Origin of the sequence: Nocardiopsis sp. TSRI0078, assembly GCF_001905145.1 — a bacterium.
Lineage (GTDB): Bacteria > Actinomycetota > Actinomycetes > Streptosporangiales > Streptosporangiaceae > Nocardiopsis.
Genome location: NZ_LWLB01000012.1, coordinates 438,092 through 464,842, shown reverse-complemented (window position 1 = coordinate 464,842; position 26,751 = coordinate 438,092). Strand labels below are relative to the sequence as shown.

Below are 26,751 nucleotides of genomic sequence, written 5' to 3'. Positions count from 1 at the left end.
TCCGTGGAGCACTCCGAACCACGGCCCGCAGGCGCCATCCGGAAGCGACCGCGCGCGAACGGGGCCGGGCGCCGGCCCGGCTGTGATCGGAGGTAGTTGTGGGCAAGTTCCTGGCCAGGCGGCTGCTGAACCACCTCGTGCTGGTCCTCCTCGCGACGAGCTTCGCCTACCTGCTCGCCGCGACCAACCTGGACCCGCGCGGCTACTTCGAGCAGATGCAGCCACCGCCCCCGCCCGAGGCGGTCGACTCCCGGCTGGACGCGCTGAACCTCAACGACCGGACGCCCCTGGCCCAGCGCTACGCCACCTGGCTCGGCGGCGTGGTGACCGGGGACTTCGGCAGGACCATCCAGGGCGGCGACGTCGCCTCGCAGATGTGGTTGAAGGCCGGCGTCACCCTGCGCCTGATCACGGTCGCCACCCTCCTCGGCAGTGCCCTGGGTGTCGCGGTGGGCGCCTACGCCGCCGTGCGCCAGTACGGCCGCTTCGACAAGGCGGCCACCGCCGTGTCGTTCCTCGTGCTGTCGGTGCCCACGGTCGTCATCGCGATCGTCGTCCAGGTCCTGGCCGTCACCGTCAACGACGGGCTCGGCCTCCAGCTGCTGCGCTACTCCGGTGAGTACTCGGCGGGCTTCGACGGGACGTGGTGGGAGCTCCTGGGCAACCGGATCCACCACGCGGTCCTGCCCACGCTCGTCCTGGCCGTCGCGCTGTTCGCCTCCTTCGCCCGCTACCAGCGCAACATGATGCTGGACGTGCTCGGCGCCGACTTCGTGCGCACCGCCATGGCCAAGGGGCTCACCCGACGCCGGGCGCTGTTCAGGCACGCCCTGCGCACCGCGCTGATCCCCACCACCACCTACTTCACCTTCACCTTCGGCGCGCTGGTGTCCGGCGCGACGTTCACCGAGAAGATCTACGGCTGGCACGGCATGGGCGCGTGGCTGATCGACTCCATCTTCCGCCAGGACGTGCACGTGGTCGCGGCCGTCTCCTGGTTCATGGCGGTCACGATCATGGCGGCGTCCTTCCTCTCGGACATCCTCCACGCCTGGCTCGACCCCCGGGTGCGGGTGTGACCGCGCCCGCCCCCCGCGCCGCCTCCGGCGCGTTCCGCCGCCATGTCCCACCCCTTCCGCGCGCAGCCGCGGCCGTCCCGCTGGAGAGCAGGCCATGAGCACGACGAGCACGACCGAGGAGAGCACGGCACCGGCACAGGCACCGGCCGTGCCCCGGGCACCGAGCCGGACCGGGGACATCACACGCCGACTGCTGGGGACCCGGCGCGTCCTCGTCGGCCTCGCCCTGCTGCTCCTCCTCACCGCCCTCGCCCTCGCCGGCCCGCTCCTGACGGGCTGGGGCGTGGGCGAGCGCGACTTCTCGGCCATGCTGGAGGGGCCCTCCCCCGAGCACTGGATGGGCACCAACCGCACCGGCCAGGACATCCTCACCCAGACGACCGCGGGCCTGCGGAGATCCCTGCTGATCGGCCTGCTGGTCGCGCTCCTCTCCACCGGGGCCGCCGCCGTCGTCGGCGCCTTCGCGGGCTACCTCGGCGGGGTGACCGACCGCGCCCTGACGTGGATCGCGGACCTGGCGCTGGTACTGCCCGGTTTCGTCATCCTGGCGATCCTGTCCGAGCACTTCGCCGGCCGGGGCGGCTGGCTGGTCCTGGTCGTCCTGCTGGCCGCGTTCAGCTGGATGGTCACCTCCAAGATGGTGCGCGGCCTGACCGTCTCGCTGCGCGAGCGCGAGTACGTCCAGGCCGCCCGCTTCATGGGCGTCCCCCCGCACAGGATCATCCTGCGCCACGTCCTGCCGAACATGTCGTCGCTGCTCATCGCGGACGCCACGATCATGGTCAGCACAGCGGTCATCGGCGAGACCGCGCTCAGCTACTTCGGCCTGGGCGTGCGGTCGCCCGACATCAGCCTCGGCGTGGTCATCGCCGACGGCGCCCCGTTCGCCACCACGGCGCCGTGGGTGTTCGCCCTCCCCACGGCCCTGCTGATCGTGATGGTGCTCGCCGTGAACATGGTCGGGGACGGCCTGCGCGACGCCCTCGACCCCCACTCCACGTCACACCGCTCCTAGGGGAGGGCCCGCCATGAGCACCGACACCGCCGAGACCACCGGGGCCGCGCACGCCGACAGCACCGGCCGCCCCCCAGTCCTGGAGGTCACCGACCTCGCCGTCACCTTTCCCGGGCGCCGCGGCGGCCCCGACGTCCACGCCGTACGCGGCGTCGGCTACACCGTCGGACGCGGCGAGGTGCTGGGCATCGTCGGCGAGTCCGGTTCGGGCAAGTCCGTCTCCTCGATGGCCGCCATGGGGCTGCTGCCCGAGCACACGAGGATCACCGGATCGGTGCGCCTGCACGGCGAGGAGATCCTGGGCCTGGACGACCGCGCCATGGCGCGCAAGCGCGGCAGGGTTATCTCCATGGTCTTCCAGGACCCGCTGTCCGGGCTCACCCCCGTGTACACCGTCGGCGACCAGCTCGCCGAGGCCGTCCTGGTCCACGACCCCACGGCTCCCAAGGCCGGGGCGCGGGCACGCGCGGTCGAGCTGCTCGAACTGGTCGGCATCCCCAACGCCGAACAGCGGTACCGCTCCTTCCCGCACGAGTTCTCCGGCGGTATGCGCCAGCGCGTCATGATCGCCATGGCGATGGCCAACCGCCCCGACGTCATCATCTGCGACGAGCCCACCACGGCCCTGGACGTCACCATCCAGGCGCAGATCCTCGACCTGCTGCGCACCGCCCGGCGCGAGACCGGCGCCGCCATCGTGCTGATCACCCACGACCTCGGCGTCGTGGCCGGGTTCGCCGACCGGGTCCTGGTCATGTACGCGGGCCGCCCGGTGGAGACCGGCGGCGTCGACGACGTCTACCATCGCAGCCGCATGCCCTACACCATGGGCCTGCTCGGCGCCGTGCCCCGCATGGACCCGGAGCACCAGGGCGCGCTGGTGCCCATCGAGGGCACGCCGCCGTCCCTGTCGGCCCCGCCGCCCGGCTGCCCCTTCGCGCCGCGCTGCCCCATCGCGCTGCCCGAGTGCGACATGGTCGAGCCCGGACTCCTGGCGGTCGGCTCCCAACCCCGCCGGGAGGAGATCCGCGCCCGGGGGGCGGGGGCGGCGCCCTCCGGGGTGCGCGACGGCGGCACCGGCACGCAGCGGGCGGCGTGCATCCGCTCCGGTGAGATCGCCGAGCAGGGGTGGACCGCACAGGACATCTATCCGGTGCCGGACATCCCGGAGCGCTCGCTTTCCGCCGTGCGCCGGGAGGACCGTCCGGAGGTGCTGCGGGTCACGGACCTCGTCAAGCACCACCCCCTGATGAGGGGCGCGGTGCTCAAGCGGCGCGTGGGGACCGTGTACGCGGTCGACGGCATCGACTTCGACATCCGCGAGGGCGAGACGCTCGCCCTGGTCGGCGAGTCCGGCTGCGGCAAGTCCTCCACCCTCATGGAGATCATGGAGCTGGGCAGGCCCCAGCGCGGCAGCGTCTCCGTCATGGGCCGGGACACCGCGGTCCTGGGCAGGGCCGGCCGGTTCCGGCTGCGGCGCGACGTGCAGATCGTGTTCCAGGACCCGATGAGCTCGCTCGACCCGCGCATGACGGTGTTCGACATCATCGCCGAACCCCTGCGCACCCACGGAGCACCCCCGGCCGACGTCACCCGCCGGGTGTACGGGCTGCTCGGCCTGGTCGGCCTCGGCACCGAGCACGCCACCCGGTTCCCCGCCGAGTTCTCCGGCGGCCAGCGCCAGCGCATCGGCATCGCCCGGGCCCTGGCCCCGGAACCCGGGCTGCTGGTGCTCGACGAGCCGGTGTCGGCCCTGGACGTGTCCGTCCAGGCGGGCGTGGTCAACCTGCTGAAGGGACTCCAGGCGCGCCTCGGACTGTCCTACCTGTTCGTGTCCCACGACCTGTCCGTGGTCCGGTACATCGCCGACAGGGTCGCGGTCATGTACCTGGGACGGATCGTGGAGATCGGCGACACCGCCTCCGTCCACGCCCGGCCCGCCCACCCCTACACCCGTGCGCTGCTGTCGGCGGTCCCGATCCCCGACCCGGAGAGGGAACGCGCGCGCACGCACGTCGTCCTGGAGGGGGACCCGCCCAGCCCGGCCGATCCCCCCTCGGGCTGCAGGTTCCGGACCAGGTGCCAGAAGTTCGCGACCCTCTCCGAGCCCGACCGGGAGCGGTGCGTGAGCACCGAGCCGCGGGTCGAGCCCACGGGCGGCGACCACGCGGTCGCCTGCCACTTCGCGCGGCGGCGGGCGGGCTCCTGACCCGGCGGCCCGGCAGGCACGGCCGCCACCGCCCCGCGCGATGGCCGAAACCATCCCCACAGGAGGAAGATCCCCATGCGAACCGGGAAGGCGCGCCGTCTCGCCCCCGCCGTTGCCCTGGCCGTGCTGACCAGCGCCTGCGGCGGGGGCGGCCGGGAGGACGCCCAGACGCAGCCGGCGCCCCTCCCCGCCGAGGACCTGAACCCCGCTCCCCGCGAGGACCTCGAAAGGGGCGGCACCTTCGTGTGGGCCCTCAGCACCTACGACGAGCAGCACAACATGTGGCACACCCAGGGCAACATGGCCAACGTGCGCCGTGTGGCCGACGCGGTGCTGCCCAGCCCGACACGGTACGACGCCGAGGGCACGGCCTCCCCCAACACCGACTTCGTGCTCGACCACGGGGTCAGCGAGGACGGCCTCGAGGTCACCTACGAGCTGAACCCCGACGCGGTGTGGTCCGACGGCGAGCCCGTCACCTCCGAGGACTACGAGGCCCAGGTCGAGACGGTCGGCGGCTCGCGCGAGGGCGAGTGGGAGCTCGGCGGCACCGCCGGGTACGACCAGGTCTCCGAGTTCGTCCCCGGAGACGACGAGTACTCCTTCACCCTGAGGTTCGAGGAGCCCTACGCCGAGTGGCCCTCCCTGTTCTCCCCGCTGTACCCCAAGGAGTACATGGAGGACGAGGAGCTCTTCGAGGAGGGCTACGTCAAGGACTACCCCGTCACCGCGGGCCCCTTCGGCGACGTGGAGTTCGACGACGTCACCGAGCGCATCACGGTCAGGAGGAACGAGGACTGGTGGGGTACCGAGCCCCTGCTGGACGAGATCGTCTTCGACGCCATGGGCACCGGCGCCATGGCCGCCGCCTTCAACAACGGTGAGATCGACGGCTTCTACCTCGGCTACGACGCCGCGGGCTACGAGCTGCTCAGGGGCGGCGAGGGCGCCTACTTCACCAGGGCCGTCAACCACGGCCACCGGTTCGCCTCGCTCAACGGCGCCAGCCCGGACCTGGAGGACGTCCGCGTCCGCCACGCGGTCTCCCTGGGTCTGGACCGCGACGCCCTCGCCGGGGTCGCCCTCGGCGCGGTCGACTGGCCGGTCACCGGTGAGGTCAACCGCCTGCTGCGCTCCAGCCAGCGCGGCTACCGGGACAACAGCGAGGGGTATGGCGAGTACGACCCCGAGCGAGCCGGGGAGCTGCTCGACGAGGCCGGGTGGACCCTCAAGGAGGGCGACGAGTTCCGCACCGACGAGGACGGCGACACGCTGACCCTGGACTGGGTGGCCGCCGACGACACGGCCATCGCCCTGGACGAGGCCGAGATCGGCCGCGACATGCTCGCCGGGATCGGCGTCGAGGTCGAGGTCCGGCAGGTACCGGTCAACGCCCTGTTCTCCGAGTACCTCATCCCGGGCAACTACGAGGTCGCCACGTACGTCCTGGTCGGCTCCAACCCCTACGCGGGCGACGCCAAGGAGAACTACGGCATGCCCGACGGGGACGGAGAGTGGGGCAACAACCTCGCCCGCGCCTCGACCGAGGAGATCGAGGGGAGGTTCGACGAGCTCCGGGCCGAGACCGACCCCGGCCGCTACGCCGAGCTGGCCAACGAGATCGACCGCCTGCTGTGGGAGGAGGTCGTGACCGTTCCGCTCTTCGAGTGCCCGGGCCTGTACGTCGTGAACGAGGACCTGCACAACTGGGGGGAGTTCGGCCTGGCCTCCAGCTACGTCTACGAGGACATCGGCTGGGCCGCCGAGTGACCGGGTGACGATCGGATAACCGTGTGACGACGCCGCCCGCGGTGCCCCGTGCGCCCCGGCCGGCCGCCTGGGCGCCGGGGCCTGGCGCCTTCGGCGTGTTCAGCGGCTCCGCGGGCCGGTCACGGGGCGGATCCGGTCCCGACCGGGGCCGCGTCCGGTGCGGGCCCGGGACCACGGTCCTGGGTTGGGACCGGGAACCGGGCTGTGGCAAGGTCTATGCCGTGCTCCTCGGGCGATACGTCCCGTTCCGCGACCCCCGCGACGGGCGGCGTCCGCAGGGCACGCCCCCGCCCCCGCACCCCTCGCTCCTCTCGTTGGAAAGCCCTCGATGAGACCTCATCCGATCGCCGCCGCAGCCGCGGCGGCGCTGCTGTGCGCCGCCCTCACCGCCTGTTCCCCCGAGGAGGAGGCCGCCGCACAACCACCGGCCGACGCGGCCGGGGATCCGGACACGCCTGAGGCCGACGAGGCAGGCTCTCTGCGGCAGGAGACGCCCGGGGAGGAGGCGCCGGCACCGGTCGGCTGGGCGGGAGAGCCCCTGGAACGCGACGGGGAGGAGTACCCGGGCACGGCCGGCGGGGAGGGGGGCGGGACCGTCACCGCCTCCGACGCCGAGGAGCTGTCCGACCATCTGGCCGCCGAGGAGCCGCTCACCGTCGAGGTCAGCGGTCGGATCGACCTGGACGGCGAGGTCGGGGTCGGCTCGGACAAGACCCTGGTGGGCGTGGACGGCGGCGCCGAGCTGACCGGGGGCCGACTGGTGGTCGACGGTTCCAGCAACGTCGTCCTGTCCAACCTGAGCATGGAGACCGGGGGAACCGCGATCACTGTGCGCGGAGGCGCCCACCACGTGTGGGTGGACGGTTCCACGCTCGCCGGGGGCGGCGACTCCTCCCTGATCTCGGTCTCCGACGGCGCCGACAACGTCACCCTGTCCTGGAACCACTTCACCGACGCGGAGTCGGCGGTCACCATCGGCGGCGACGAGGACGAGCCCGGCGCGCTGAGGGTCACCATGCACCACAACTACTTCGACGGCACCTCGGGCCGGCACCCGAGCGCCCGGTTCGCCGAGCACGTGCACGTGTTCAACAACTACTTCCGGTCCAACCCGGAGTACGGGGTGCGGTCGGCCCACGACTCCAACGTGCTCGTGGAGGGCAACTACTTCGACGGCACCCGCCTGTCGGTGTCCACCGGGGAGGAGCAGCCCGGAAACGTGGTCACCCGGGACAACCTGCTCGTGGACTCCGAGCAGCCCGTCCTGCGCGGCGAGGTGCCCGACCCGCCCTACGCCTACGAGCTGGACGACACCGCCGGCGTGCCCGACCTGGTCACCGAGGGAGCCGGGGTCAGCTGAACGAGTGGTACTCGTAGCTCTCCCCGACCCCGTCCGCGGCGCGGTAGTCGAGTCTGCGCGGGTATCCTCCCTCGTCGATCCACAGCTCGAACTCGGCGTCCTCCACGGTGGTGAGCGTGTTGCTCCCCGCCTCCGGGTCGTAGCCGCCCAGCACGGCCGTGAAGGTGCCGGTGTAGCGGTAGGCGCTGTGCGTGCTGCGCAGTCCCGGTCTCTCCAGGCGCACCTCCTCCAGCCCGGTCAGCGCCAGGTCGGTGGAGGTGTCGAGCACCTCGCGCAGCTTGGCGGCGCCGAAGCCGGGCGAGCACAGGTAGCGGTCGGCCGTGCTGGGCGGGTCGAGCAGCTCCAGGCCCCGGTCGGCGGTCATCATGAGCTGTCCGCCTCCCATGTCGTAGCGGTACACGCTCCGGCCCCCCTCGGTGGTGAAGGTGTGGTCGAACTCCGGTTCGGCCCCGGACGCGTACACGGCCTCTCCCAGGCCCGCCGTGTACGGGCCCGTGCCTGTCGGTGCGTCGTCGGCGGGAGGGTCCCCGGCGCCGGGGACGGGGGCCTCCCCGCCGTCTCGGGGGGCGGATCCCCCGTCGTACACGCGGAAGGTGATGTGGAAGGCCGGGGAGCCCTCCACCAGCTCCGCCGCGGCCTCGACGTAGGCCCCGGCGTCCTCGGGGTCGGCCCCGGCCGACACGTCGCGGGGGTGCGGGGACGCGGGGGCCTCAGCGGCCCCGAGCGGGCGCAGGGAACCGCCCACGGTCAGCCTGGCCACGCCCCATCCGCTGGCCACCACGGCCAGGCAGACCAGCACCACGAGGGTGGACACCAGCCAGTTCGGCCGTCCTCCGGGGACGGGGGACGGCTCGTCGGGGTCGGAGCTGTGCGGCATCGACGGCATCGACACGGCCTCGGGCCTCGTTTCTGCGGATCTTCGCGCGACCGGGGTAGGGGATCGCGGGGGGTTTGCTGGTCGTCCTGGTCCGGCACCGAACGGTGACGGGTGGTACGACGCGGTGACACAGTGTTCCGTTCGATGGTCGCACGCATGTGATGACCACCGGCGTCCACGGGGACGAGCATCCGGCCGCCGCGGGGCGGCCCCGCGAACGGTCGGGGACACCAGCGCGGGCGGTGGTCGAACAGCCGGGGCGGAGTCCTCCCGTAGGCGCGCACACGGTCGCGGATGCCCTGGAGGTGCTCGGGAGGACGGGACCAGCCCCGCCGGACGAGGGTGCCCAGGAGCCGCCGCCGCAGCTGTTCCGGACGGCACCGGAGGTCGTACACGCTGACGGGGACGACCTCCCGGTCACGCGCCCGCATGGCGGCGTAGCGGATCCGGTCGCCGGCCCGTGCCGACGCCGAGGAGTGGAACTCCAGGCTGTCGTACTCCAGTGCCACCCTCTGGTCCGGCCAGCCCAGGTCGGCGTGGAACAGTCCTTCGTCGGTGACCACGGGGCCCTGCGGGACGGGCGGGGGCGGGCGCGCCTCCAGGACCAGCGCCCGGGTCCAGGACTCGGCGGGCGACCGGCTCAGCGCCGAGGAGTAGCGCAGGGCGGTCCGCAGCCGCCGGAGCCGGTGCGCGGAACGGGGCCGGTGCGTGGCGCCGACCAGCTCGCTCCTGGTGACCAGGCCCCGGGAGAGGAAGGCGTCGAGGCGGGCCGTGGCCATGTACACCGAGGGCGCGCGGGCGGCCAGGTCGGCGGCGGTGCGCGCCGGGGTGGTGATCCGCACGCCCTCCACCGCGGTGCGGTCGGCGGCGGGCACCGGTTCGCGGTGTGCGACGACCGGTACGCCGGACGTCCGTACGCCCCGCGGGACCGACACGTGCGGCCGGGTCCGGGTGGCGCGGGTGCCGGGTGGGTACAGGTCCACGCCCCACACGTAGGCGGCGGTGACGTCGCAGGTGACCGAGTCGGGGGAGAGCGGGCCCACGATGGGAGCGAAGGTGCGTAGGAGGAGGGAGCGGTCGGGAAGGGCCTGATCACGGACGGTCATGCCTTCCAGGTGCGGGGCCCGGACAAGGCCCTCCCCGGACCTGTGGACGACGCCGGGGCTCCGCGGCCGGAGGAGGCGGAGGTCAGCGCATGGGGCCGACACCCGCCGCCAGGTGGATGTGGTCGACGTGGTTCTGGGTGTTGTTGTGCCTGTCCTCCATGGGGCGCCGCACACTCATCCACGGCCCCACCGCGTCGCCCCGCGTCGCGTTCCAGATGTGCTGGTCGTAGATCACGCCCTTGACCCCGAGCTGCCGCGAGTTCTGGATCACCCAGTCGATCACCTGGACGGCGGTCTGTTGCATCGCGTCCGAGGGGACCTCGCCCAGATCCGCCATCATGTAGTCCACCGCCTCACCGGTGTGGTGGTCGCTGCCCGGTTCGTTGCGCTGGCCGCCCGCGTTGAGGTAGAAACCGCCGAACTCGGCCTGGAGGCGCTCGTGGACGGCGCACATGATCGGGTGCAGCGCCCCGAGGGACGAGCAGTCCACCGTCGCCCCTCCTCCGAAGCTGATACTCGGGTCGAACCTGTAGCGGCCCTCCTGGTCGATCAGGTGCACGTCGATCAGCCGCTTGGCGGAGTCGAGGTCGGTGATGAGCCCGCCCGCGCAGACCAGGTCGCCCGCGTCCCGGCCGCACTGGTGGGGGATCTGGACGATGGCGATGGCCGAGGCGTTGCCGACCACGGTGTCGACCTCGTCCTCGGTCCCGTCGCAGACCACGTCGTTCCAGTGCCGGGAGCCGTCCTCCTCCAGCTCCTTCTGGCACACGGCGCCGCGCACCTCCACGCGCACGATGTTGCCGCTGCGCCCCATGACGTTGTCGCTGGCGCGGATGTCGGTGAGCACGGCGCCGTTGGCCCGGGCGTACTCCTCGGCGCGCTTCTCGGCGACCTCCTCGTCGAACCACGGCATGGGGTACACGCCGTTGACGATGTCCTGCGCGGCCTGCTCCTGGAGGGCGCTCACCGCGGCCAGCGCGGCGGCGTCGGCCGCGGTCTGGGTCCGTGAACGCGAGTCGTTGGCGGCGCCGACCCGCACGAACAGCAGGGTCAGCGCCAGCAGGGCCAGGGTGAGCCCGAACAGCAGCAGGATGTTGGCCTGCCCGTGGTCGTCGCGGCCCATGAGGCGCCGTCGCGGCCGCGGGGCCGGGCGGGAGGGGGTCCGTCGCAGTCCCATGCCTTGTCCGTGGGAGAGGGGCGCTTCCGGCGGGAAGCGGGGGTCGTCGGCGGGCGGGGCGACGTGCGCGGCCGATGCGTGACCACATCCGGACAACACCCCGCCCGGCGCAGCTTATCCGGGCCTGCCGGGAAGTGGTAGGGCCTGTGGACGGCCGCCAAGGCCTGTGGGACGGATGGAGGGACGTTTGCCCTGATGGTGCGCGTGCGGTCCGACGGCGGGGCGGGGGCCTGTCCACATCGGGCCACACGGCCGCTCGGTCCCGGCGGGGACAGTTCGTGTGTTTCTGCAGAAATGTCCATCCGAGGCCGGGGTGCACACAGGAGTATGGACTCTGGCCGGAGTGCGCCGAGCGGACAGACCGCGGTGCCCGGCCGACATGACCACCCGCCGCAGAAGAAGCGAAGGCGAGAACATGAGCGCCCGAAAAGCGATGACCCCGGCCGAACAGGACGAGTCCCTCCGCCGGATCGGGACGGACCTGCTCAGAGCGGCCCCCGACGACTGGGTCAAGCTACGGCTCGTGTACTCGGGGCTCGGCGCCTGGGAGACCGCCCGCTTCGAGGTGATGTTCGAGGGAGGGCGCAGTACCGGCTGCGTCCCTCCGCTGTCCGCGGTGGAGCGGATGAGGGAGGTACGGGCGGGGATGTACACCGCCGGAACGGGTACCTGGTACACGGCCTACTACGAGGTCGAGCGGTCCGGGGGGTACCGGGTCCGGTACGACTACGAGAACGAGCCCCACTTCGACGAGCCCCGGGACGACGACGGCTACGCGCTCGACCTGGAGCGCTTCCCCCGCGACGACGAGCACGTCCCCGACTGGCTGCGGGAGCGCCTGGAGGGGGACCGCGTACCCGGTACGGCGGAGGGCGCCTCCCCCTGGAGCATGCTGGCCGGGGTCTCGCGCCCCGGGCCGCGGGCGCGCATGTCGCCCGGCGGCATGACCCCCGAGGAGATGATGGACACCCTCCAGGAGGTCGTGGACCGCACGGTCGGGCAGGTCCGCGGCCGGTGGAGCGAGATCGTCATCGACTACAGGGGACTCGTCAGGATGTCCTCGTCGCGGGTGACGGTGCGCAGGGAGGACGGCCGCGTCGAGTGGGACCTGCTCCTTCCGGAGGTCGGCCAGATGCTGGACCGGTTGCGTACGGGGATGTACCAGCCGGGGAAGGGGACGTGGTTCACCGCCCGGCTGACGGTGGGCGAGTCGCGGGAGATCGGGGCCCACTTCGACCACGACGCCCCGCCCGAGTTCGACTCCGAGCCCGACCCCCGCAGCTTCCACCAGGACATCCGGTCCTTCCCGCGCAGTTCCGACCACCTGCCGGACTGGCTGTTGGAACGACTCAGCCTCGCCCAGCGCATGATCCGCACCGGGCGGGAGGAGCCGCACACGCGGTAGGGGCCGGGAGGCGGCCGAGGGCGTCGGCCGGGGAGCGGCCCGCTCCTCGCCGGACGCGGCCGCGGGGGCGGTGGAGGACGGGCGGGACGGCGCGGCCGTCGGCTGGAGCGGTCAGCGCAGCCGTCGGCGGACGGCCTCCCACACGTGGACGTCGGCGACGGTGACCTGGAGGTCACCGGACCCGAGCGGCGCCACGGTCGTCGAACGCACGTAGGGGCCGTGGTTCCAGCGGCGCGCGGTGCGCACCGGGGCCGCCTTGGCGCCCAGGCGGCCCAGGGCTCCGGCGGGCCCCACCAGCAGCCGCAGCTGCCACGACGCCCGGAGCCCCGAGGCGCTCCCGTACTCCGTGCGGTTCAGCAGCGGCAGGATCCCCGTCAGACGACAGCCCTCCTCCGCGCGGACGGTCTCGGCGCTCAGCGGGAAGCGCTGCCCGGCGTCGGTGCCGCGCACCACCTCCACCGCGCACTCCGCGTCCTCTGGGAGAGGGGAGGCCAGGCGCACCTCGAAGCGGATCCCGCCGCGCCCCCTGGGGCGCACCCGCACGTCGTCCACCTCCAGGACCGGCGCCAGCGGGGAGGTCTTCAGGGCCAGGCGGTCGTTGACGGTGTAGTAGGGCCGTACCCGTGAGCCGCATCCGCGCTCCCGCTCCACCTTCTGGGCGGGGTACTCGATGATCCTCCTGTATCCCGCCACACCGGCCAGGTGCCGGCCCACCGTGCACTCGGTGCCGTCGGAGAGCACCAGGCGCATCTCCCACTTCTCCGACTCCCCGTCCCGGCCGCGGACCACCTCCGCGGGGTCGACGACCGCCCTGAACCGGCCGTCGCCGTCCACCGGGGCGGAGAACTCCCGCACGGCCCGGGGCGGGGTGCGCAGCCGTACCACCAGGCGGGCCCGGGTGTCCGGCCCGTGCCGCCCCAGCACCCTGCCCCACACGGTGACCAGCCCGTCGGCCGACTCCACGTGCTCCACCTCCGCGTGGTGCGCCGATCGCCGCGAGTGCAGCACCAGGCGGCCCTCGGCCGAGCGCGCGGGCACCACCAGGGCCAGCTGCCGGACGCCGTCCGGTGCGAGGGGATACCCCTGCTGCTGGATCTCCACGTCCTCGACCGGGCTCTCCCGCTCGCCGTCGACCCGGAGCACCTCCCACGTACACGTGGCCAGGCGTTCGCGCCGGGCGTCCACGACCGCCTCGCCGGCGTCGTCCACCTCCAGCGCCACCCTCTGCCCGGACCGGACCAGCACCACCCGGTCGGGCGGTTCGGGGAACGACAGCACCACGGTCCCGTCCCCGCCGGCCCGTACGCGGCAGGCGGCGGGCGGCTCCGGGCGCGGCGCGGGCACCACCGGCCCCGTCCGGGGCAGGGGGCGGCCGCTCAGGTCCGAGAACAGCTCCTCGTGCCTCAGCATGACGTTGGCCGGGTCGAAGCGCTCGGAGTCCACCAGGGCGGCGGACGACATCCGGCGGCGGAGCCCGTCGTCGGCCATCAGCTCGGCCAGGCCCTCGGCGACGCCCGAGGCGGACTTGTTCGGCACCAGCAGCCCGTCCTCGTGGTCGCGGATGATCGACGCCGGGCCGTGCGGGCAGTCGGTGCTCACCACCGGCAGACCGGACCGCATGGCCTCCACGATCGTCATCCCGAACGGCTCCTCGCTGGAGGTCGTCGCCGCGAACGCGCCCTGCGCCCAGACCTCCTCCACGCGCGGATGCGCGCCCATCAGCCACACCCGGTCCTGGAGGCCCAGCGAGCGCACCAGCCGGGCCAGGGAGGCGCGCCGGTTGCCGCGCCCGTAGATGCGCAGGGTCCAGTCGGGGAAGTCGTCGCTGACCATGGAGAACGCCTGCACCAGGAGGTCGTGCCGCTTGCTGGGCGCGAGTCTTCCGGCGGAGACGATGGTGCGGGTGTTGTGGCCGTTGGCGGTGAACGGGGGCGCGGGCACCGAGTTCGGGATGGAGAGCACGTGCACGCCGGGCAGCGACATCCGCTCGCGGTAGGTGCGGGCGTCGGCCTCGGTCACCGTCACGAACGCGTCCAGGCGCGGGTACTCCTCCTCCATCACCCGGCGCAGCGCCTCGGAGTGCTGGTCGTAGGTCAGGTGCTCCTGACCGACCTTCACCACCCCGCGCGGCGCGGCCCGGGCGATCACCACGTTCAGGCCGGGCCGGGTGCCCACGACCACGTCGGCGTCGGTGGTGGCCAGGTACTCCTCCAGCCGGTCGTCGGTCAGGCGGCTGTGGGTGGGCCCGCGCGCGTCCTCCGGCGGGAAGAGCCGCGGGGGCGCGCCGGCCCGCGGCGAGCCCTCGTACAGCGGGCGTCCCTCGGTCCCCGTGCCGTGGCTGCTGTCGTGATCGCGCACGTCCACGAGCGGGCGCAGGCGTACCTGGTCGGGCACGGGCAGAACGGGCTCCTCGCGGTGCCGGAACACCGAGACGATCTCGACCTCGTGCCGTGCGGACAGGGCCGCCGCCTGGTTGGCGACGGTACGGACGGTCCCGCCGATGCCGTACATGTCGTTGATCAGATAAGCGATCTTCACAGAGCCCCCGTGTCCTCGGTCGCGCCCCGTGACCCACGGGGCGGTAGCGGTGCACGTTCCCCGTCCCCGGACCCCTCCTGGGAGGGGCACGGCAGAACGAACAGGCTACGAACGTCGCCTAAGTTGAAATGCCCCTTATGCCGGATAGGTCCACAAGATTTACTGGCTTCTGTGGGTGTTTTGCGGAGATTTCACGCGCCGCGAAAGCGACACGCCCGGAGGTGGGGGCGGCGTTCGTGTAAGGGGCACGCGTCGTCGTCGGAGGTAGGACGTGGTGGGCCCGGGATGAGTCGGCGGCGGACGGGTGCACGGGAACGGGCGGTACTGGTACCGGTCGGCCCCGACGCGGGCGCACGGGCGGCGGCGTTCCTACGGGCGGCGGTGGGCCGTCAGTAGGTGTGGGTGTCCTCCCAGGCCACCCAGGCGGCGCAGGGGGACCCGTAGGTCTGCTCGATGTAGCCCAGCCCCCAGGAGATCTGCTCCGACGGGCTCTCCCGGAACCCCGTGGGCATGGGACCGTGCCGGGCCGGGTTGAACCCGGAGATGCCGTGGGCGCCGGTCTCGGTGTCGACGAACGTGTGGTCCCAGTGGGACATGGCGTTCCAGAGGCTCTTCAGGCACGTCCGCTCGTTCTCGTTCCAGTCCCTGGCCGCGGCCATCTCCATGGCGAGGGACTCGTTCTCCAGGGCGTTGGAACCGCCGGCGCCCCACTCGTACTCCTCGGGCTCCTCGGGTCGGTCGGCGTCCACCCACGTCTGGTCACCGCAGTCCGGGCCCTCGACCAGGCAGACCATCTGCCGCACCCCGTTGTTGAAGGTCTGGCTGAGTTCGAGCTGGTAGACCGCGACCATGATCGCCGCGACCAGGACGGTGACCGCCGCCAACTCGACGAACGCCGCGCCGCGGTCCCGCGTCGCCCCCTTGGCGGGGCGTAGGAGGCGCAGGACCCGCTCGGTCCGGCGCCGGACCCGAGGCGGCCCGTTGCGGTCGTCGGACCGCCTGGGCGGCCCGGTGGGGGAGGGCCGTCGGGTGTCCCCGAGTGCGGGGCGGTGGGAGGTGGGCAACGCCGTCTCCTACGGATCTGCGGAGGTTCAGGAGATGGGGATGTCTTCGATGGGTTCGAAGTTGGGGATCTCGACCGTCACGGTGTCAAGGTCGTCAGGGACGGAGAAGAGGGACCAGTAAGCGATCTTTTCGCCTGGATCCAGCACATTGATCAGTTCGTTGGATTCCTCGCCAGAGCAGAGGCAGTATCCTTCCCCGTCCATGATGGGTCGATACCGGGTTTCTCCTTCGGGGTTCATGGCTGTCACTCCCGCAAAGTTCTGTCCGGAGTAGACATAAGACCCGTCCCTGAGCCAGGCTAACGAAGATTGAGTGCTTCCGGTGTTCTCAATGCTCCAAGTCACGGAAAGAAAGGCTTCAGCCTCGTCTCGCTCGGCCTGGTTGACTTCCGCGACCAGATTGGATGACAACGTATCGTTGCTCTGGGCGGTTCCGAGGGATTCCAGGTTTTCTGTTTGGGGTGCTGGTGCTGCTGAGCTGATTCCGGTTGACATGAATAATGCTGTCGTGGATGTAATTATGAAAAGTTTAGGAGATAATATGTTCTTCTGCATCGTGTATCCGCTACTTCTCGAACGTGACGCTGACTCGCCTGTTGCGCTCGCGCCCCTCCTCCGTGTCGTTATCGCCGATGGGGTCAGCTGAACCATGGCCTTCTACCTTGAAGGAGACTCCCCCTCGGGTGGCGAGTTCGGAGAGGACTGCTTCAACCGCTTCTGCCCGGTCCTGGGACAGTGGAATGTTAATTGAGTCGCTTCCGGTGTTGTCAGCATAACCATCGACGTTGACGGTCGAGGAGCTTGCATCGTTGATTTCGATGGCTACCTGCTCGAGAATCTCCTGTGCGTCGGGGCTGAGTTCTGCACTGTTGGTCTCGAAGAGTACGTCAGAGGAAAGGATGATACTGACTTCTTCTCCGCTTTCCGTGCGCCCGGTGTTGCTGTCAGTATCATCGGAGATCATGGTGAGTGGGATTATTTCTGGATCTGCTAGACCTGAGTTTCCAACTGTCTCCGAGGAGTCGGTGATGGGTATATCAAGAAGGGGGGGTGTGATGGGTGTGGTGATAGTCATGGATTCCACGCCTGAAGGAGGTTCTGGAAAAACTACCCACATGTCTGCAGTGTCGCCGGAGGGTATGTTCTCATTGAGGACCGAGCAGAAGCAGGTTCCATCGTTCTGCTCCATGCTGAGGTGTCTTGTCCTGTTTCCTGGGTCCAGGAGGGTTATCCTGTCGCCGGTGTAAGGGTTTTTGGTTCCGCTCAGGCCGTCGTCGAAGAAGTAGCTCTTCCCTGATTTGTTGGTAACGCCAAATCGGAGTCTCAGGAGTTCGTTTCCCACTCGCTCCAAGGCGTAGATGTCAATCTGATAATCACTGCCGATCGCAGTTGATGAGGTTATGCTGCTGGCAATAACATCTTCTTGGTCGCCGCCGGGGCTGCTGGAAGGCTCAGAGGTGGGTGCCTGAGGTGTATCGTGATTGGCTTCTTCGTCCGGTAAGCGTTCTTCGGGAGTGACTACGCAACCAGAGACAAGAAGAAGAATTGCTGTCATCGCTGACCCGGTGGAAAATGAGGGTTGGATGCCACGCTTCTGGGAAGTGCGGTACTCTGATCTCAACTTCTTCCTGTTTCTTCATGGTTGCTTTGGTGCTTCTCGGAAACCCCTTGTGCTGAAGGGTTTCTTCTAAGGAACCTCTTCGGAGGTGGGGCCGCGAAGAACTCGGTCGACAGCACCCCGAATGCTGTTGCTGATACTTTCGGCGAGGCCGAGCTGGTATACCGCGAAGGCAATGGCGGCAACAAGTAGGATTACGGCGGCGTACTCGACGATCCCGGCGCCCTTGTCCTCCTCTTCGGAGGATGGCACGAGGAAGGTGCTCAGCGTCACCCAGAGCCTGGTCAAGCTGTTCACGGGGCTAACTCCTTGGGGGAGGGGGTCTTGCGGCACCACATCCCTGCGGTCCCTGAGCAGGTGAACCCTTGCCCGGATCCACCAGGGGCTCGTGCGGGCGGCGCGTGTTCACGGAATCCCACTATCCGACACGAACACCGACACCACCCCGGCTTCTGACCGGATGTGGCCATCTTTCTTCAGGATGCCCCGTGGATCACGGGGCCACACGTTATCCACAGGACCCACAGGGTTCGGCGTACGCCAGGTGAAACCGAGTGGACGTGCGGATGCGGTACCGCGCTTCCCCGCCGGGGGATCACGTTTGGTGTTCGGCGGGTGACCATGATGGCATGCGTGCTGCCGGGGCGCCATGGGCGGATGGGAAATACCAGGTCACCCCGTATACGCACGATCCTTCGGGCGTTGGATGGGTACCTTTGTTCTGAGAGGGTCACTGTTCTGGCAGGGCCACGAGGGGAGCCGTCCCCCGACGCGACTCCCTGGGTGCGCTCCTCCGTAGCCCCGTCCTCTTCCGCCGACCCTTGCGACCCTCATTCCTCCAGCACCCGACCCCCCGTCCGGTCCCCGCGGACGGCCCCCGACACAGAAGACGAGTGATGCGGTATGGACAGCAGCGTGGTTCTTCCCCTGACGGTCGCCCTGGTCATGGGGTTGTTGGTCGGGTCCGTTCCGCTCCCGGTCGTCCTGCGCGGCGGGCTCGTCCTCCAGGCGGCGCTCAGCAGGGCCGCCAGGCCCGGCCGTACTCCTCCGGACCCGGACGACCTCCACCCGAACGAGCTGGCCCTGCTCTCCGGCGGACCGGTCCGGGTGGGGGAGACCGTGGTCATGGACGCCTTCCTCCAGGGCCGCATCCGCCAGCAGTCCGCCGGAGGCCTCTTCACCCTCGTCGGTCCCTCCCGTCCCTACACGCACGAGAGGGACCTCGTCCGCAGAGAGTTCCTGGCCGCCTTCAAGAGCCGCGTCGGCGTCAGCGCCCGCGAGATGGTGCGCCGGGTCGTGGTCGGCCGGGGCGTGGAGCAGTTGTGCGACGACCTCGTCGCGTCAGGTCTGATCGTGGATTCCCCAGAGCTGCGCCGGGCGCTCCGGGCGCGCGCGAGGGCCCCGAGGACGATCCGTGGGATGCGGGTGGTCTCCCTGCTGGTCGCCGCGGGCGGCGCCGGCGCGTTCTTCTTCGTGGAGCCAGGCAGCACCGCCCTCACCTTCCTCGCCGGGGGGTTGGCCTCCGCGGCCGCCCTGGTGGTCGTGCAGGCGGTTCTGACGGCGACCGGGGGCCCGTTCCTGAACCCCAACACCCCTGCCGGGAACGCGGTGGTCGAACTGGCCGAGCGGAGGTACGGCGTGCCGGCGGCCCAGACCGACGGAACGCGTTCCACCGACGAGGAGATGATGACCCGTGACCGGGCGGTCCGCTACACGGCCGTCGCCGGGTTCCACGCGCTGCGCGAGTCCGCGTCACGGACCCGGGACGGCAGGGTCTCCTCGGCCCGGCATTCGTCGGACACCCGCCAGGACCTCTCCGTCCCCATCGTCCACGCGGGCGACCCGGGGGATGCGGGGGACACGGACGCCGGTTCCGTCCTCCTGGAGGACCTGTGCGCGTTCGCCGACCTCTGCCAGGATCCGGACTCCTCCGGCGCAGGCCCGGAGGCGGGTCCCTCCGGCAACGGAGGCTGGGGCGGCCTCGAGTTCTCCGGTGACGGCGGCGGATCCGCTTCCGACAGCTGGAGCGGCGGCGGTGGATCCGGTGGCGGTGACGGCGGTTCCGGCGGAGGCGACGGTGGTGGTGGAGGCGGCGGTGGTGGCGGGGGAGAGTGACACCCACCCGCACCCGGCCACGATCTCCACCCCCACACGAAACGCCGGGCAGGGCCTACCCGACCCTGCCCGGCGTTCTGCGCGCCGGGAGGGCGGCGCCACCGCCTGCCCGCAGATCGGCCGCCACCCTCGACCGCCTCCCGCCCCGGCAGGCGGGGCGGCCCCGTTACGGGCGCTTCAGTTCGGCCACCTCCGCCAGCAGCTCGAACGAGCGCAGGCGGGCCGTCTGGTCGTAGATCATCGACGACACCATCAGCTCGTCCGCACCCGTGTCGGCGACGAACAGTTCGAGCTTGCGGCGGACCGTTTCGGGCGAACCCACGAACGAGTAGCGGAGCATGTGGTCCAGCCGCTCCTTCTCCCCGGGGCGCCACGCGGTGTCCAGGCTCTCCACCGGCGGGCGGAGCCGTCCCCGCGCTCCGCGCAGGGTGCCCAGGAACGCCTGCTGCATGGTCGTGAACAGGCGCTGGGCCTCCTCGTCGGTGTCGGCGACGAAGGCGTTCACCCCCGCCACGGCGTAGGGCTCGTCCAGCTGCCCGGAGGGACGGAAGCCCTCACGGTAGGCCTTCAGCGCCTCGTACAGCGCGTCGGGGGCGAAGTGCGACGCGAACGCGTACGGCAGACCGAGCTGCGCGGCGAGCTGGGCGCCGAAGAGGCTGGACCCCAGGATCCACAGCGGCACCCGCAGCCCCTCGCCGGGGATCGCGCGGACGGGCTGGCCGGGCTCGGCGGGCTCGAAGAACCCCTGGAGCTCCTGCACGTCGCTGGGGAAGGTCGCCGACGCGCTGTGGTCGCGGCGCAGCGCCTTCATCGTGCGGGGGTCGGTACCCGGCGCACGGCCCAGGCCCAGGTCCACCCGGCCCGGGTAGAGCGACTCCAGCGTGCCGAACTGCTCGGCGATCACCAGCGGCGAGTGGTTGGGCAGCATGACGCCGCCCGCGCCGACCCTGATGGTGGAGGTCCCCTCGGCGATGAATCCCAGGGAGACGGACGTGGCGGCGCTGGCGATGGCCTGCATGTTGTGGTGCTCGGACAGCCAGAAGCGCTTGTAGCCCAGCCGCTCCACGTGCTGGGCGAGCTCCCGCGCGGAGCGGAGCGCGTCACCGGGAGTGGCCCCCTCGGCGATGCTGGCGTGGTCGAGCACCGACAGCGCGACGTTGGACATGGTGGCCCTCTTCCCCCTGCTGCGTAGCGGAACCGGCGGCGAGGCCGGGACGGGGATCCTCGTCACCGACTGGCCTGCACGTTCGATGTTCGACGAACATCGAATTCCGAAGGTACACTCGCGACTGTCCACGAGCCAAATCCCGTCTGGTCCAGGCCAGGCCCCATGCGAGGAGGATCGCCTTGGCTCCCAGGGAGCACGCGCACCCCGACCTCCGCGAGGTGGAACTGGTCACGGTCCTCGCCGCGCTGGCCGAGCCGACCCGGCTGCGGATCGTGCGGATGCTCGCCGCCCTGGAGGGGGAGCGGGCGTGGAAGGACATCGACCTGCCCATCGCGCAGTCGACGCTGAGCCACCACCTCAAGATCCTGCGCAACGCCGGCCTGGTGCAGAACCGGACCGAGGGGACGCGGTGCTTCATCTCGCTGCGCGACGAGGAGCTGGAGGGACGCTTCCCCGGACTGCTGGAGTCGGTCCTCTCCTGTGGGGACCCGGTGCCCGCCCGGGCGGTGGAGGAGACCCGGCGGTAACGACCGTCGCCCCGTCGTACGGGTCGGTGCCCGGCCGTGCCCGGACGGCGACCGTGACCGGACGCCGGATCCACCGTGGCCCGACACGGGGTGACCTACCCGCAAGGTCTCGTGCGGTCGTGAACCGGGCGGGCGCGACGTATGTGCGGGAATGTGTACGGTCGGTATCCGACAGTTCGCGTACCCGTGGGTCGACGGCCCGGACCAGCAGACGTCCCCCGATCCCGGAGAGTGGAAGGCGCCCCCCATGGCCCCACACCCGTTGGACCCCCTCCCGCCGCACGTACGTCCCCTCGCCTCCGGTGACCCCGCCGAGATCGGCGGCCACCGTCTGGTCGGCCGCCTCGGCGACGGCGGCGGGGGAGTCGTGTACGCCGCCGTGGCCCCGTCCGGGGAGGCGGTCGCCCTCAGGGCCGCCCGCGCCGGGCGGATCCCGGCCGCGGCCTCCGGCCGGAACACCGTCCCCGTCCGCCACGACCGGAGTGTGTGCGCCGTGGGCGCCGACGCCGGCGGACTCCTCCACGGGCGACCGTGGACGGCGGTCCGGTACCTTTCCGGCCCCGACCTCGGACATCACGTGCGCGAGGCCGGGCCGCTTCCCGAGCCCGCCCTCCTGGTGCTGGCAGCCGGGACCGCCGAGGCACTCGCCTCCGTCCACGCCGCCGGCGTGCCCCACGGGGACGTCAGGCCCGGCAACGTGATCATGACGCCGGACGGCCCGCGGCTGGTGGACCACGGCATCGCCCGCCAGGTCGACGGCGGGGACCCGCGGGCCGCCGCGGACGGTACCGGCCGGCTGGCTCCGGAGCGCCGCGCGGGCTCCCCGCCCGATGCCGCAGCCGACGTGTTCTCGTGGGCGTGCCTGGTGGTGCTGGCCGCGACCGGGCGGGAGCCGTTCGACGCGGACGCGTTCTCCCCGGAGGCGGCCCGCCGGGTCCGCGAGGACGGTGCCGACCTCACCGGGGTCCCCGAGGGCCTGCGCGCCGTGCTGGCCCAGGCGCTGTCGGCGGACCCCGCGCTGCGCCCCTCGGCGGAGGACGCCTACCTGGAGTGCCTGCTGCTGGCGGGCGTGGAGGAGGGGGCGACCCCGGACATGTGGGCGGAGTGCCTGATCGCACTCGTCCGTACCCACTGGCCGCGCGTGGAGGCGGCCCGGTACCGGCCCGCGGAGCGGGACGGCGCCGCCTCCGGCGCCGGGGAAGGGGCCGACGGAGCGGAGGAGCCCTCCGGCGGTGCCGGACGCGGAGCCGCCGAGCACGGAACCGCCGGGCGCGTACGCGGGCGCCACCGCGGGGCCCGCCTGGGCGGGACGCCCGCCCTGGCGGCCGCCGCGGTCGTGTTCCTGGCCGCGGCCGTCGGCGGCGGACACCTGCTCCTGGACGCCCTGGCGGGGGAGCCCGACACCCTCACGGCCGGTTCGGGTTCCGAAGCGGAGGGGGACGCCGGTCCCGGGCGCGAGGAGGAACCCGGGGAGTCCGGAGGCCCCGGATCCGAGCCCCTGACCGGAACGGAGTTGGTGTCGGCCTCGCTGGATGCCCTCATGGCCGCGGAGTCCTTCGAGCTCACGTTCATCACCCACGCGGGCAACGGCGGGGGATACGGCCAGCCGCTGCCCGCCGACACCGCCGTCGCGCCCACCCTCTTCGACCGCGTGCTCTACCAGTCGGGGCCGCGGGAGGCGCTGCGCTGGACCAGTACCGTCAGCGGTGCCCGCACCAGCGACCTGACGATGGTCGACGGCGACCTGCTGCGTGCGGAGAACACCGCGTGGAACGGCGTGCCGATCTGGTACGGGGCGGAACCCGGGGTGCTCGGTTCGGCGGAGGCGTTCACCCCGGAGGGGGTCCTCGGCCCCCTGGTCCGCGCCGTGGAGAACGGGACCGTCCTCCACCAGGAGGAGACGGTCTTCACGGCGCCGCCGCCCGCCCAGGACGCCTACGGCCACCTGGGCGGCGAGGCACCCGACGACGTGCCCGCGGTCCGGGTGGAGGGCGAGTTCTCCGCCTCCGGTGCCCCGGGTGGGGCGGACACGGTGTTCACACTGGTCGCCACGCGGGACGGGACCCCGCTGGGCTTCTCCACCGAGGGCGGCGACGCCGTCCTCAACGGGCGCCCGGTCTCCGAAGGCGTCCCGGTGTCCTTCCTGGACCCCGCCGCACCGGAGGCGGAGCGGTGGTACACCCGGTACACGTTCGTGGAGCTGAACGGGGATCCGGACCTGGGCGTCCCCGACCCGGGGCGGGTCCGGCCGACGGAGGCCCCCGCACCGTTCAACGGCTGACCGGGCGCGGCACCGCCGACCTCCGACCCTCGACCTGCGGACCTGCGACCTCCGGCCCCGCGGCCCGTCCGGATGTGACGGCAGGGGCCTCCCGGTGCCCGGAGCCCGCTGGTGCCCGGCCTCCGGGTGGCGTAGGGTGACCCCCGTGTCGCGTGCCACCGACCAGAGAGAAGTGGGCCGGTCGGTAGGTATGGAGGCACCTGAACCACCGGGGAGCGCACTGTGAGCACACACACCGCGGACCGCGTCTAGCCGTTCCCGCGGCGCCGGCCCGAGCCGCGCCCGAACGCGCCGAGACCCATCGCGACCTCCCCGGACCCCTTGTCCGGCACCCGGCCACACCCGGGTCCTCCGCCATGTCCGCCCGCCACCCGTGCGCTCACGCGCCCGGGCCGCGGCGGGTGCCTTCGGGGACGGTCGCGCCCATGACCACCACCCCAGGGAGACACATGACCGAGAACCCGCACATCCGACCCGAACCCCACGTCAGCGACTTCAACGTCCCGGTCGTGGAGGAGTTCCGCGCCAACGGCGGCCGCGTCGGCGGCATGTTCGAGGGCGGCGACCTGTTGCTGCTCACCACCGTCGGAGCCAGGTCCGGACGCGAGCACACCACCCCGCTCGGCTACGTCCGCGTCGGGGGACGGCTGCTGGTCGTGGGCTCGGCGGGCGGCTCGGACCGCCACCCCGCCTGGTACCACAACATCCTCGCCCACCCCACGGTCGCCGTGGAGCTGGGCGCCCAGGAGTTCTCCGCCGTCGCCGTGCCCGCCGAGGGAGCCGAACGGGACCGGTTGTTCGACGAGATCGTGCGCCGGGTGCCGGGCTACGGCGACTACCAGGCCGGAACCGGCCGGGTCCTGCCGGTCGTGGCCCTGGAACGCGCCCACGTCGAAGGCGCCGAGGTCGCCAACCTCGCCGACAAGCTCGTCGAGGTGCACACCTGGCTGCGCGGACAGCTCGAACACGTGCGCACCGAGGCCGGGGCCTACCTCGCGGAGCGCGCCGCCAGGGCGGACGCCGACGGCCCGCCGCCGCTGGGGATCAACCTGCAGCTGCGCCAGCACTGCCTGGCCTTCTGCGAGTCCCTGCACTTCCACCACACCAGTGAGGAGTTCATGTTCCCCCACCTGGAGGAGCGCGAGCCGCACCTGGCGCGGACGCTCGACCGGCTCCGTGAGGAGCACCGCGCGGTGGAGCGGCTCCGCGGCGGACTGGAGGCACTCATCGCCGATCTGACCAGGGCCGATCCCGCACGGCTGCGCGAGGAGGTGGAGCGGATGACCGCGGAGCTGGAGGCCCACCTGGACTACGAGGAGGCCGAGCTGTTCCCGGCCCTGGCCGCCATCCCCCTCCCGCCTGATCCCGCCCGCGGCTCCGGCCGCTGACGCCGCCGGTGCGACGGGCGGACTCCTCCTCCCGTCGGTCCCGTGCCCGTGGACGCTTCCGCGCCGGACCCGTCCACGGGTACGGGACCGACCGTGCGAGGACCGGGTCGGCGCACCTTCGGCCACGGCGCCGGCAGCGCGTCGGCGCGGGGCCCTCCGTGCGGGACCCTCCACGGCGCGCGCGGGCGCCTCAACCGCCGAGGATGACGCCGAGGTCGACCTCGGTGCCCAGGAACATCGACCCCACGATGAGGATGAGCAGCCCCGGCAGCAGGGTCACCGCGGTCACCATCGTCACCCTGGGGTTCATCCGCTGGGCCTTGCGGCGCATGTACTGGGCGTCGGCCCGCCGCATGTCCCGGCTGATGTCCACCAGGGTGTCGCTGAGCGGGGCGCCCAGCTCCTCCGCCTGCTGGATCGCGGTCACGAACTTGCTCAGCGACTCGTTGCGGTTGCGGCGCCGCAGCAGCTCGAAGGCCTCCCGGCGCGACGTGCCCAGCTCCATCTGCTGCAGGGCCAGCGTGAACTCGTCGGCGAGTACGCCCGGCATCGACTCGGCCACCCGTGCCACCGCCGCACGGAAGGACATCCCCGCGCTCACCGTCACCGCGAGCACGTCCAGGAAGTCCGGCAGCTGCGACTGCACCCGGTCGGCCCGCTCCTGGCCCTGCACGTACAGGCTCAGGTCGGTCAACCCGGTGAAGGCCAGCACCACCGCCCCGACCAGCGGGCTGCCCGTCGCGAACATCAGCAGCCCCAGGGAGCCGTACAGCGCCACCTCGCCGACCTTGCGCCGCAGGTACCGCTCCAGGGTCAGCCCGTCGGGCCGCCCCGCCGTCTCGATGCGCTCGGTGACGGACACCCGTACGCGCCGGCTCAGGGAGGCCTCCAGCGAGCGGGCGAACGGCCGCCCGATCGCCTCGGTGATCCGGTGCAGGACGAACGTGTCGTCGGACCTGGTCCGCGCCGGGCGCGCGGCCGGGTCGTTCACCGCCACCCGGGTCTGCGACATGGTCAGGTACAGGCCGTAGCACGCGACCAGCACCACCAGCGAGCCGGCCAGCGCGGCGGCGAGCGGCACCAGGGACAGGAGGTCGTTCATCGGGGGCAGGTCCTCACAGGTCGAACTTGGTGATGCGGGACACCAGCACGAAACCGATGGCGAACAGCGCGGCCACCACCAGCAGTACCGTCACCCCCGCCACGGACGTGGTCATGACGCGCATGATGCCCGGCTCGATGGCGTTGATCAGGAACAGCGCGCCCACCGACATGAACCCCAGCGCCCACACGGTGCTCGTGGTCTCGCTGAGGATGGTCTGCACCTCGCGCCGGGTCTCCTTGCGGTTCTCCAGGGTGGTGGAGATGTTGCGCAGCGCCGTGACCAGGGAGCCGCCCGAACGCGAGGCCACCACCAGCGTGGACAGCAGCACCCCCAGCTCGCGGGAGGGCATCCGCTCGCGCAGCTCCCGGACGGCCTCCTCGAAACTGGCTCCCAGCTTCATCGACTCGGCCATGCGCCCCAGCTCCTCACCGGCGGGCCCGTCCAGCTCGTCGGCGGCCATCGCCACGGCCGTGGGCAGGGCCAGGCCCGCCGAGGTCGCGTTGCCCAGCACCCGCGCCAGGTCGGGCAGCTGGGAGGTGAACTCCTCGCGCCGCTTGGCCTCGGCCCGGTTCAGGTAGGAGAAGAACAGGAACGCCACCCCGGCCGCCGCCAGCAGGCCGAAGAACGGCGCCAGCACCTGCCAGACCACGACCACCGCCAGCAGCGCCCCGCCCGCCAGCGAGAGCACGAACGTGGACAGGCGCACCTCCGCGCCCGACCGGGCGATCCTGCGGTACAGGCGCGCGCCCCACTGGGTGCGGTAGATGGCCGCGTCCAGCCGCGCCATGGGCGTGGACGCCTCGTACTCGGCCTGGTCCAGGGCACTGCGGGCGGCGATCAGCCGCCGCTGCTGGGCGCTGGCCACGAACTCCCACAGCGCCCACAGCGCCAGCGCCAGCACCACGGCCAGGCCGACGAGGATCGCCACGAACTGCCAGTTCACCGGGAC

The 26,751-nt window shown here is 71.8% G+C and carries 21 protein-coding genes; 10 read left to right on the top strand and 11 right to left on the bottom strand.

All coding sequences use genetic code 11. The features are described from left to right. The first annotated feature begins 98 nt into the window (after positions 1–98). The 5 genes from A6A08_RS12305 (at position 99) to A6A08_RS12285 (ending at position 7,433) form a co-directional block, all read left to right on the top strand. Positions 99–1,079, top strand: a complete 981-nt coding sequence (locus A6A08_RS12305; protein WP_073702681.1) for an ABC transporter permease — start codon at positions 99–101, stop codon at positions 1,077–1,079. 94 nt (positions 1,080–1,173) lie between these two features. Further along, positions 1,174–2,094: an ABC transporter permease gene (locus A6A08_RS12300; protein ID WP_073702680.1), complete on the top strand. Its 921-nt coding sequence runs from the start codon at positions 1,174–1,176 to the stop codon at positions 2,092–2,094. 13 nt (positions 2,095–2,107) lie between these two features. Further along, positions 2,108–4,303, top strand: coding sequence for an ABC transporter ATP-binding protein (locus A6A08_RS12295; RefSeq protein ID WP_073702679.1), 2,196 nt, complete (start codon positions 2,108–2,110; stop codon positions 4,301–4,303). A gap of 75 nt (positions 4,304–4,378) precedes the next feature. Next, positions 4,379–6,073, top strand: a complete 1,695-nt coding sequence (locus tag A6A08_RS12290; RefSeq protein ID WP_073702678.1) for an ABC transporter family substrate-binding protein — start codon at positions 4,379–4,381, stop codon at positions 6,071–6,073. A 328-nt stretch (positions 6,074–6,401) separates the two neighbouring features. Continuing rightward, a complete protein-coding gene (locus A6A08_RS12285) occupies positions 6,402–7,433 on the top strand; it encodes a polysaccharide lyase family 1 protein (protein ID WP_073702677.1) in 1,032 nt (343 codons plus the stop codon). On the opposite strand, the gene A6A08_RS12280 is transcribed toward A6A08_RS12285, so the two are convergent. The 3 genes from A6A08_RS12280 to A6A08_RS12270 form a co-directional block, all read right to left on the bottom strand. Next, positions 7,426–8,247 (bottom strand): hypothetical protein, encoded by an 822-nt coding sequence (locus tag A6A08_RS12280; protein WP_242422414.1) that lies wholly within the window; start codon positions 8,245–8,247, stop codon positions 7,426–7,428. The two genes, A6A08_RS12285 and A6A08_RS12280, sit on opposite strands and share 8 nt — an antisense overlap. Beyond that, complete coding sequence (locus A6A08_RS12275; protein WP_242422412.1) at positions 8,181–9,416, bottom strand: hypothetical protein; 1,236 nt, start codon at positions 9,414–9,416, stop codon at positions 8,181–8,183. Before A6A08_RS12275 ends, A6A08_RS12280 begins: the two co-directional genes overlap by 67 nt. 82 nt (positions 9,417–9,498) lie before the next feature. Further along, positions 9,499–10,593 (bottom strand): pilus assembly protein TadG-related protein, encoded by a 1,095-nt coding sequence (locus A6A08_RS12270; protein WP_073702675.1) that lies wholly within the window; start codon positions 10,591–10,593, stop codon positions 9,499–9,501. A 415-nt stretch (positions 10,594–11,008) separates the two neighbouring features. Here A6A08_RS12270 and A6A08_RS12265 point away from each other — a divergent pair, with 415 nt between their 5' ends. Further along, positions 11,009–11,998 carry a hypothetical protein gene (locus A6A08_RS12265; protein WP_143181744.1) on the top strand — a complete coding sequence of 330 codons (990 nt, stop codon included), beginning with the start codon at positions 11,009–11,011 and terminating at the stop codon, positions 11,996–11,998. A 111-nt stretch (positions 11,999–12,109) separates the two neighbouring features. On the opposite strand, the gene A6A08_RS12260 is transcribed toward A6A08_RS12265, so the two are convergent. The 5 genes from A6A08_RS12260 to A6A08_RS12240 all read right to left on the bottom strand — a co-directional run bounded on the left by A6A08_RS12260 (position 12,110) and on the right by A6A08_RS12240 (position 17,515). After that, on the bottom strand, positions 12,110–14,536 hold the full coding sequence (locus tag A6A08_RS12260; protein ID WP_073702673.1) for a glycosyltransferase family 4 protein: 2,427 nt from the start codon (positions 14,534–14,536) through the stop codon (positions 12,110–12,112). A 389-nt stretch (positions 14,537–14,925) separates the two neighbouring features. After that, positions 14,926–15,600: a hypothetical protein gene (locus A6A08_RS12255; protein WP_073702672.1), complete on the bottom strand. Its 675-nt coding sequence runs from the start codon at positions 15,598–15,600 to the stop codon at positions 14,926–14,928. Positions 15,601–15,627: 27 nt separating this feature from the next. Then, positions 15,628–16,155 (bottom strand): hypothetical protein, encoded by a 528-nt coding sequence (locus tag A6A08_RS28760; protein ID WP_242422410.1) that lies wholly within the window; start codon positions 16,153–16,155, stop codon positions 15,628–15,630. A gap of 10 nt (positions 16,156–16,165) precedes the next feature. After that, the gene (locus A6A08_RS12245) at positions 16,166–17,155 is read right to left on the bottom strand and encodes an OmpA family protein (protein ID WP_083609082.1); all 990 of its coding nucleotides are present in this window, start codon (positions 17,153–17,155) and stop codon (positions 16,166–16,168) included. Positions 17,156–17,287: 132 nt separating this feature from the next. Further along, on the bottom strand, positions 17,288–17,515 hold the full coding sequence (locus A6A08_RS12240; RefSeq protein WP_073702670.1) for a hypothetical protein: 228 nt from the start codon (positions 17,513–17,515) through the stop codon (positions 17,288–17,290). A gap of 618 nt (positions 17,516–18,133) precedes the next feature. Here A6A08_RS12240 and A6A08_RS12235 point away from each other — a divergent pair. After that, the gene (locus A6A08_RS12235) at positions 18,134–19,333 is read left to right on the top strand and encodes a TIGR04222 domain-containing membrane protein (protein WP_242422408.1); all 1,200 of its coding nucleotides are present in this window, start codon (positions 18,134–18,136) and stop codon (positions 19,331–19,333) included. A gap of 166 nt (positions 19,334–19,499) precedes the next feature. Here A6A08_RS12235 and A6A08_RS12230 read toward each other — a convergent pair whose 3' ends face one another. After that, positions 19,500–20,498, bottom strand: a complete 999-nt coding sequence (locus A6A08_RS12230) for an LLM class flavin-dependent oxidoreductase (RefSeq protein ID WP_073702668.1) — start codon at positions 20,496–20,498, stop codon at positions 19,500–19,502. Positions 20,499–20,680: 182 nt separating this feature from the next. On the opposite strand from A6A08_RS12230, the gene A6A08_RS12225 reads away from it, so the two are divergent. The 3 genes from A6A08_RS12225 (at position 20,681) to A6A08_RS12215 (ending at position 24,697) form a co-directional block, all read left to right on the top strand. Continuing rightward, positions 20,681–21,028, top strand: coding sequence for a helix-turn-helix transcriptional regulator (locus A6A08_RS12225; protein ID WP_083609081.1), 348 nt, complete (start codon positions 20,681–20,683; stop codon positions 21,026–21,028). A gap of 247 nt (positions 21,029–21,275) precedes the next feature. Further along, positions 21,276–23,309, top strand: a complete 2,034-nt coding sequence (locus A6A08_RS12220; RefSeq protein WP_073702666.1) for a serine/threonine protein kinase — start codon at positions 21,276–21,278, stop codon at positions 23,307–23,309. A gap of 449 nt (positions 23,310–23,758) precedes the next feature. Then, the gene (locus A6A08_RS12215; protein ID WP_073702665.1) at positions 23,759–24,697 is read left to right on the top strand and encodes a nitroreductase/quinone reductase family protein; all 939 of its coding nucleotides are present in this window, start codon (positions 23,759–23,761) and stop codon (positions 24,695–24,697) included. A 190-nt stretch (positions 24,698–24,887) separates the two neighbouring features. Here the strand turns inward: A6A08_RS12215 and A6A08_RS12210 are convergent, their stop codons facing one another. After that, positions 24,888–25,799: a type II secretion system F family protein gene (locus tag A6A08_RS12210; RefSeq protein ID WP_073702664.1), complete on the bottom strand. Its 912-nt coding sequence runs from the start codon at positions 25,797–25,799 to the stop codon at positions 24,888–24,890. 13 nt (positions 25,800–25,812) lie between these two features. Next, on the bottom strand, positions 25,813–26,745 hold the full coding sequence (locus tag A6A08_RS12205) for a type II secretion system F family protein (protein WP_073702663.1): 933 nt from the start codon (positions 26,743–26,745) through the stop codon (positions 25,813–25,815). Positions 26,746–26,751 lie beyond the last annotated feature (6 nt).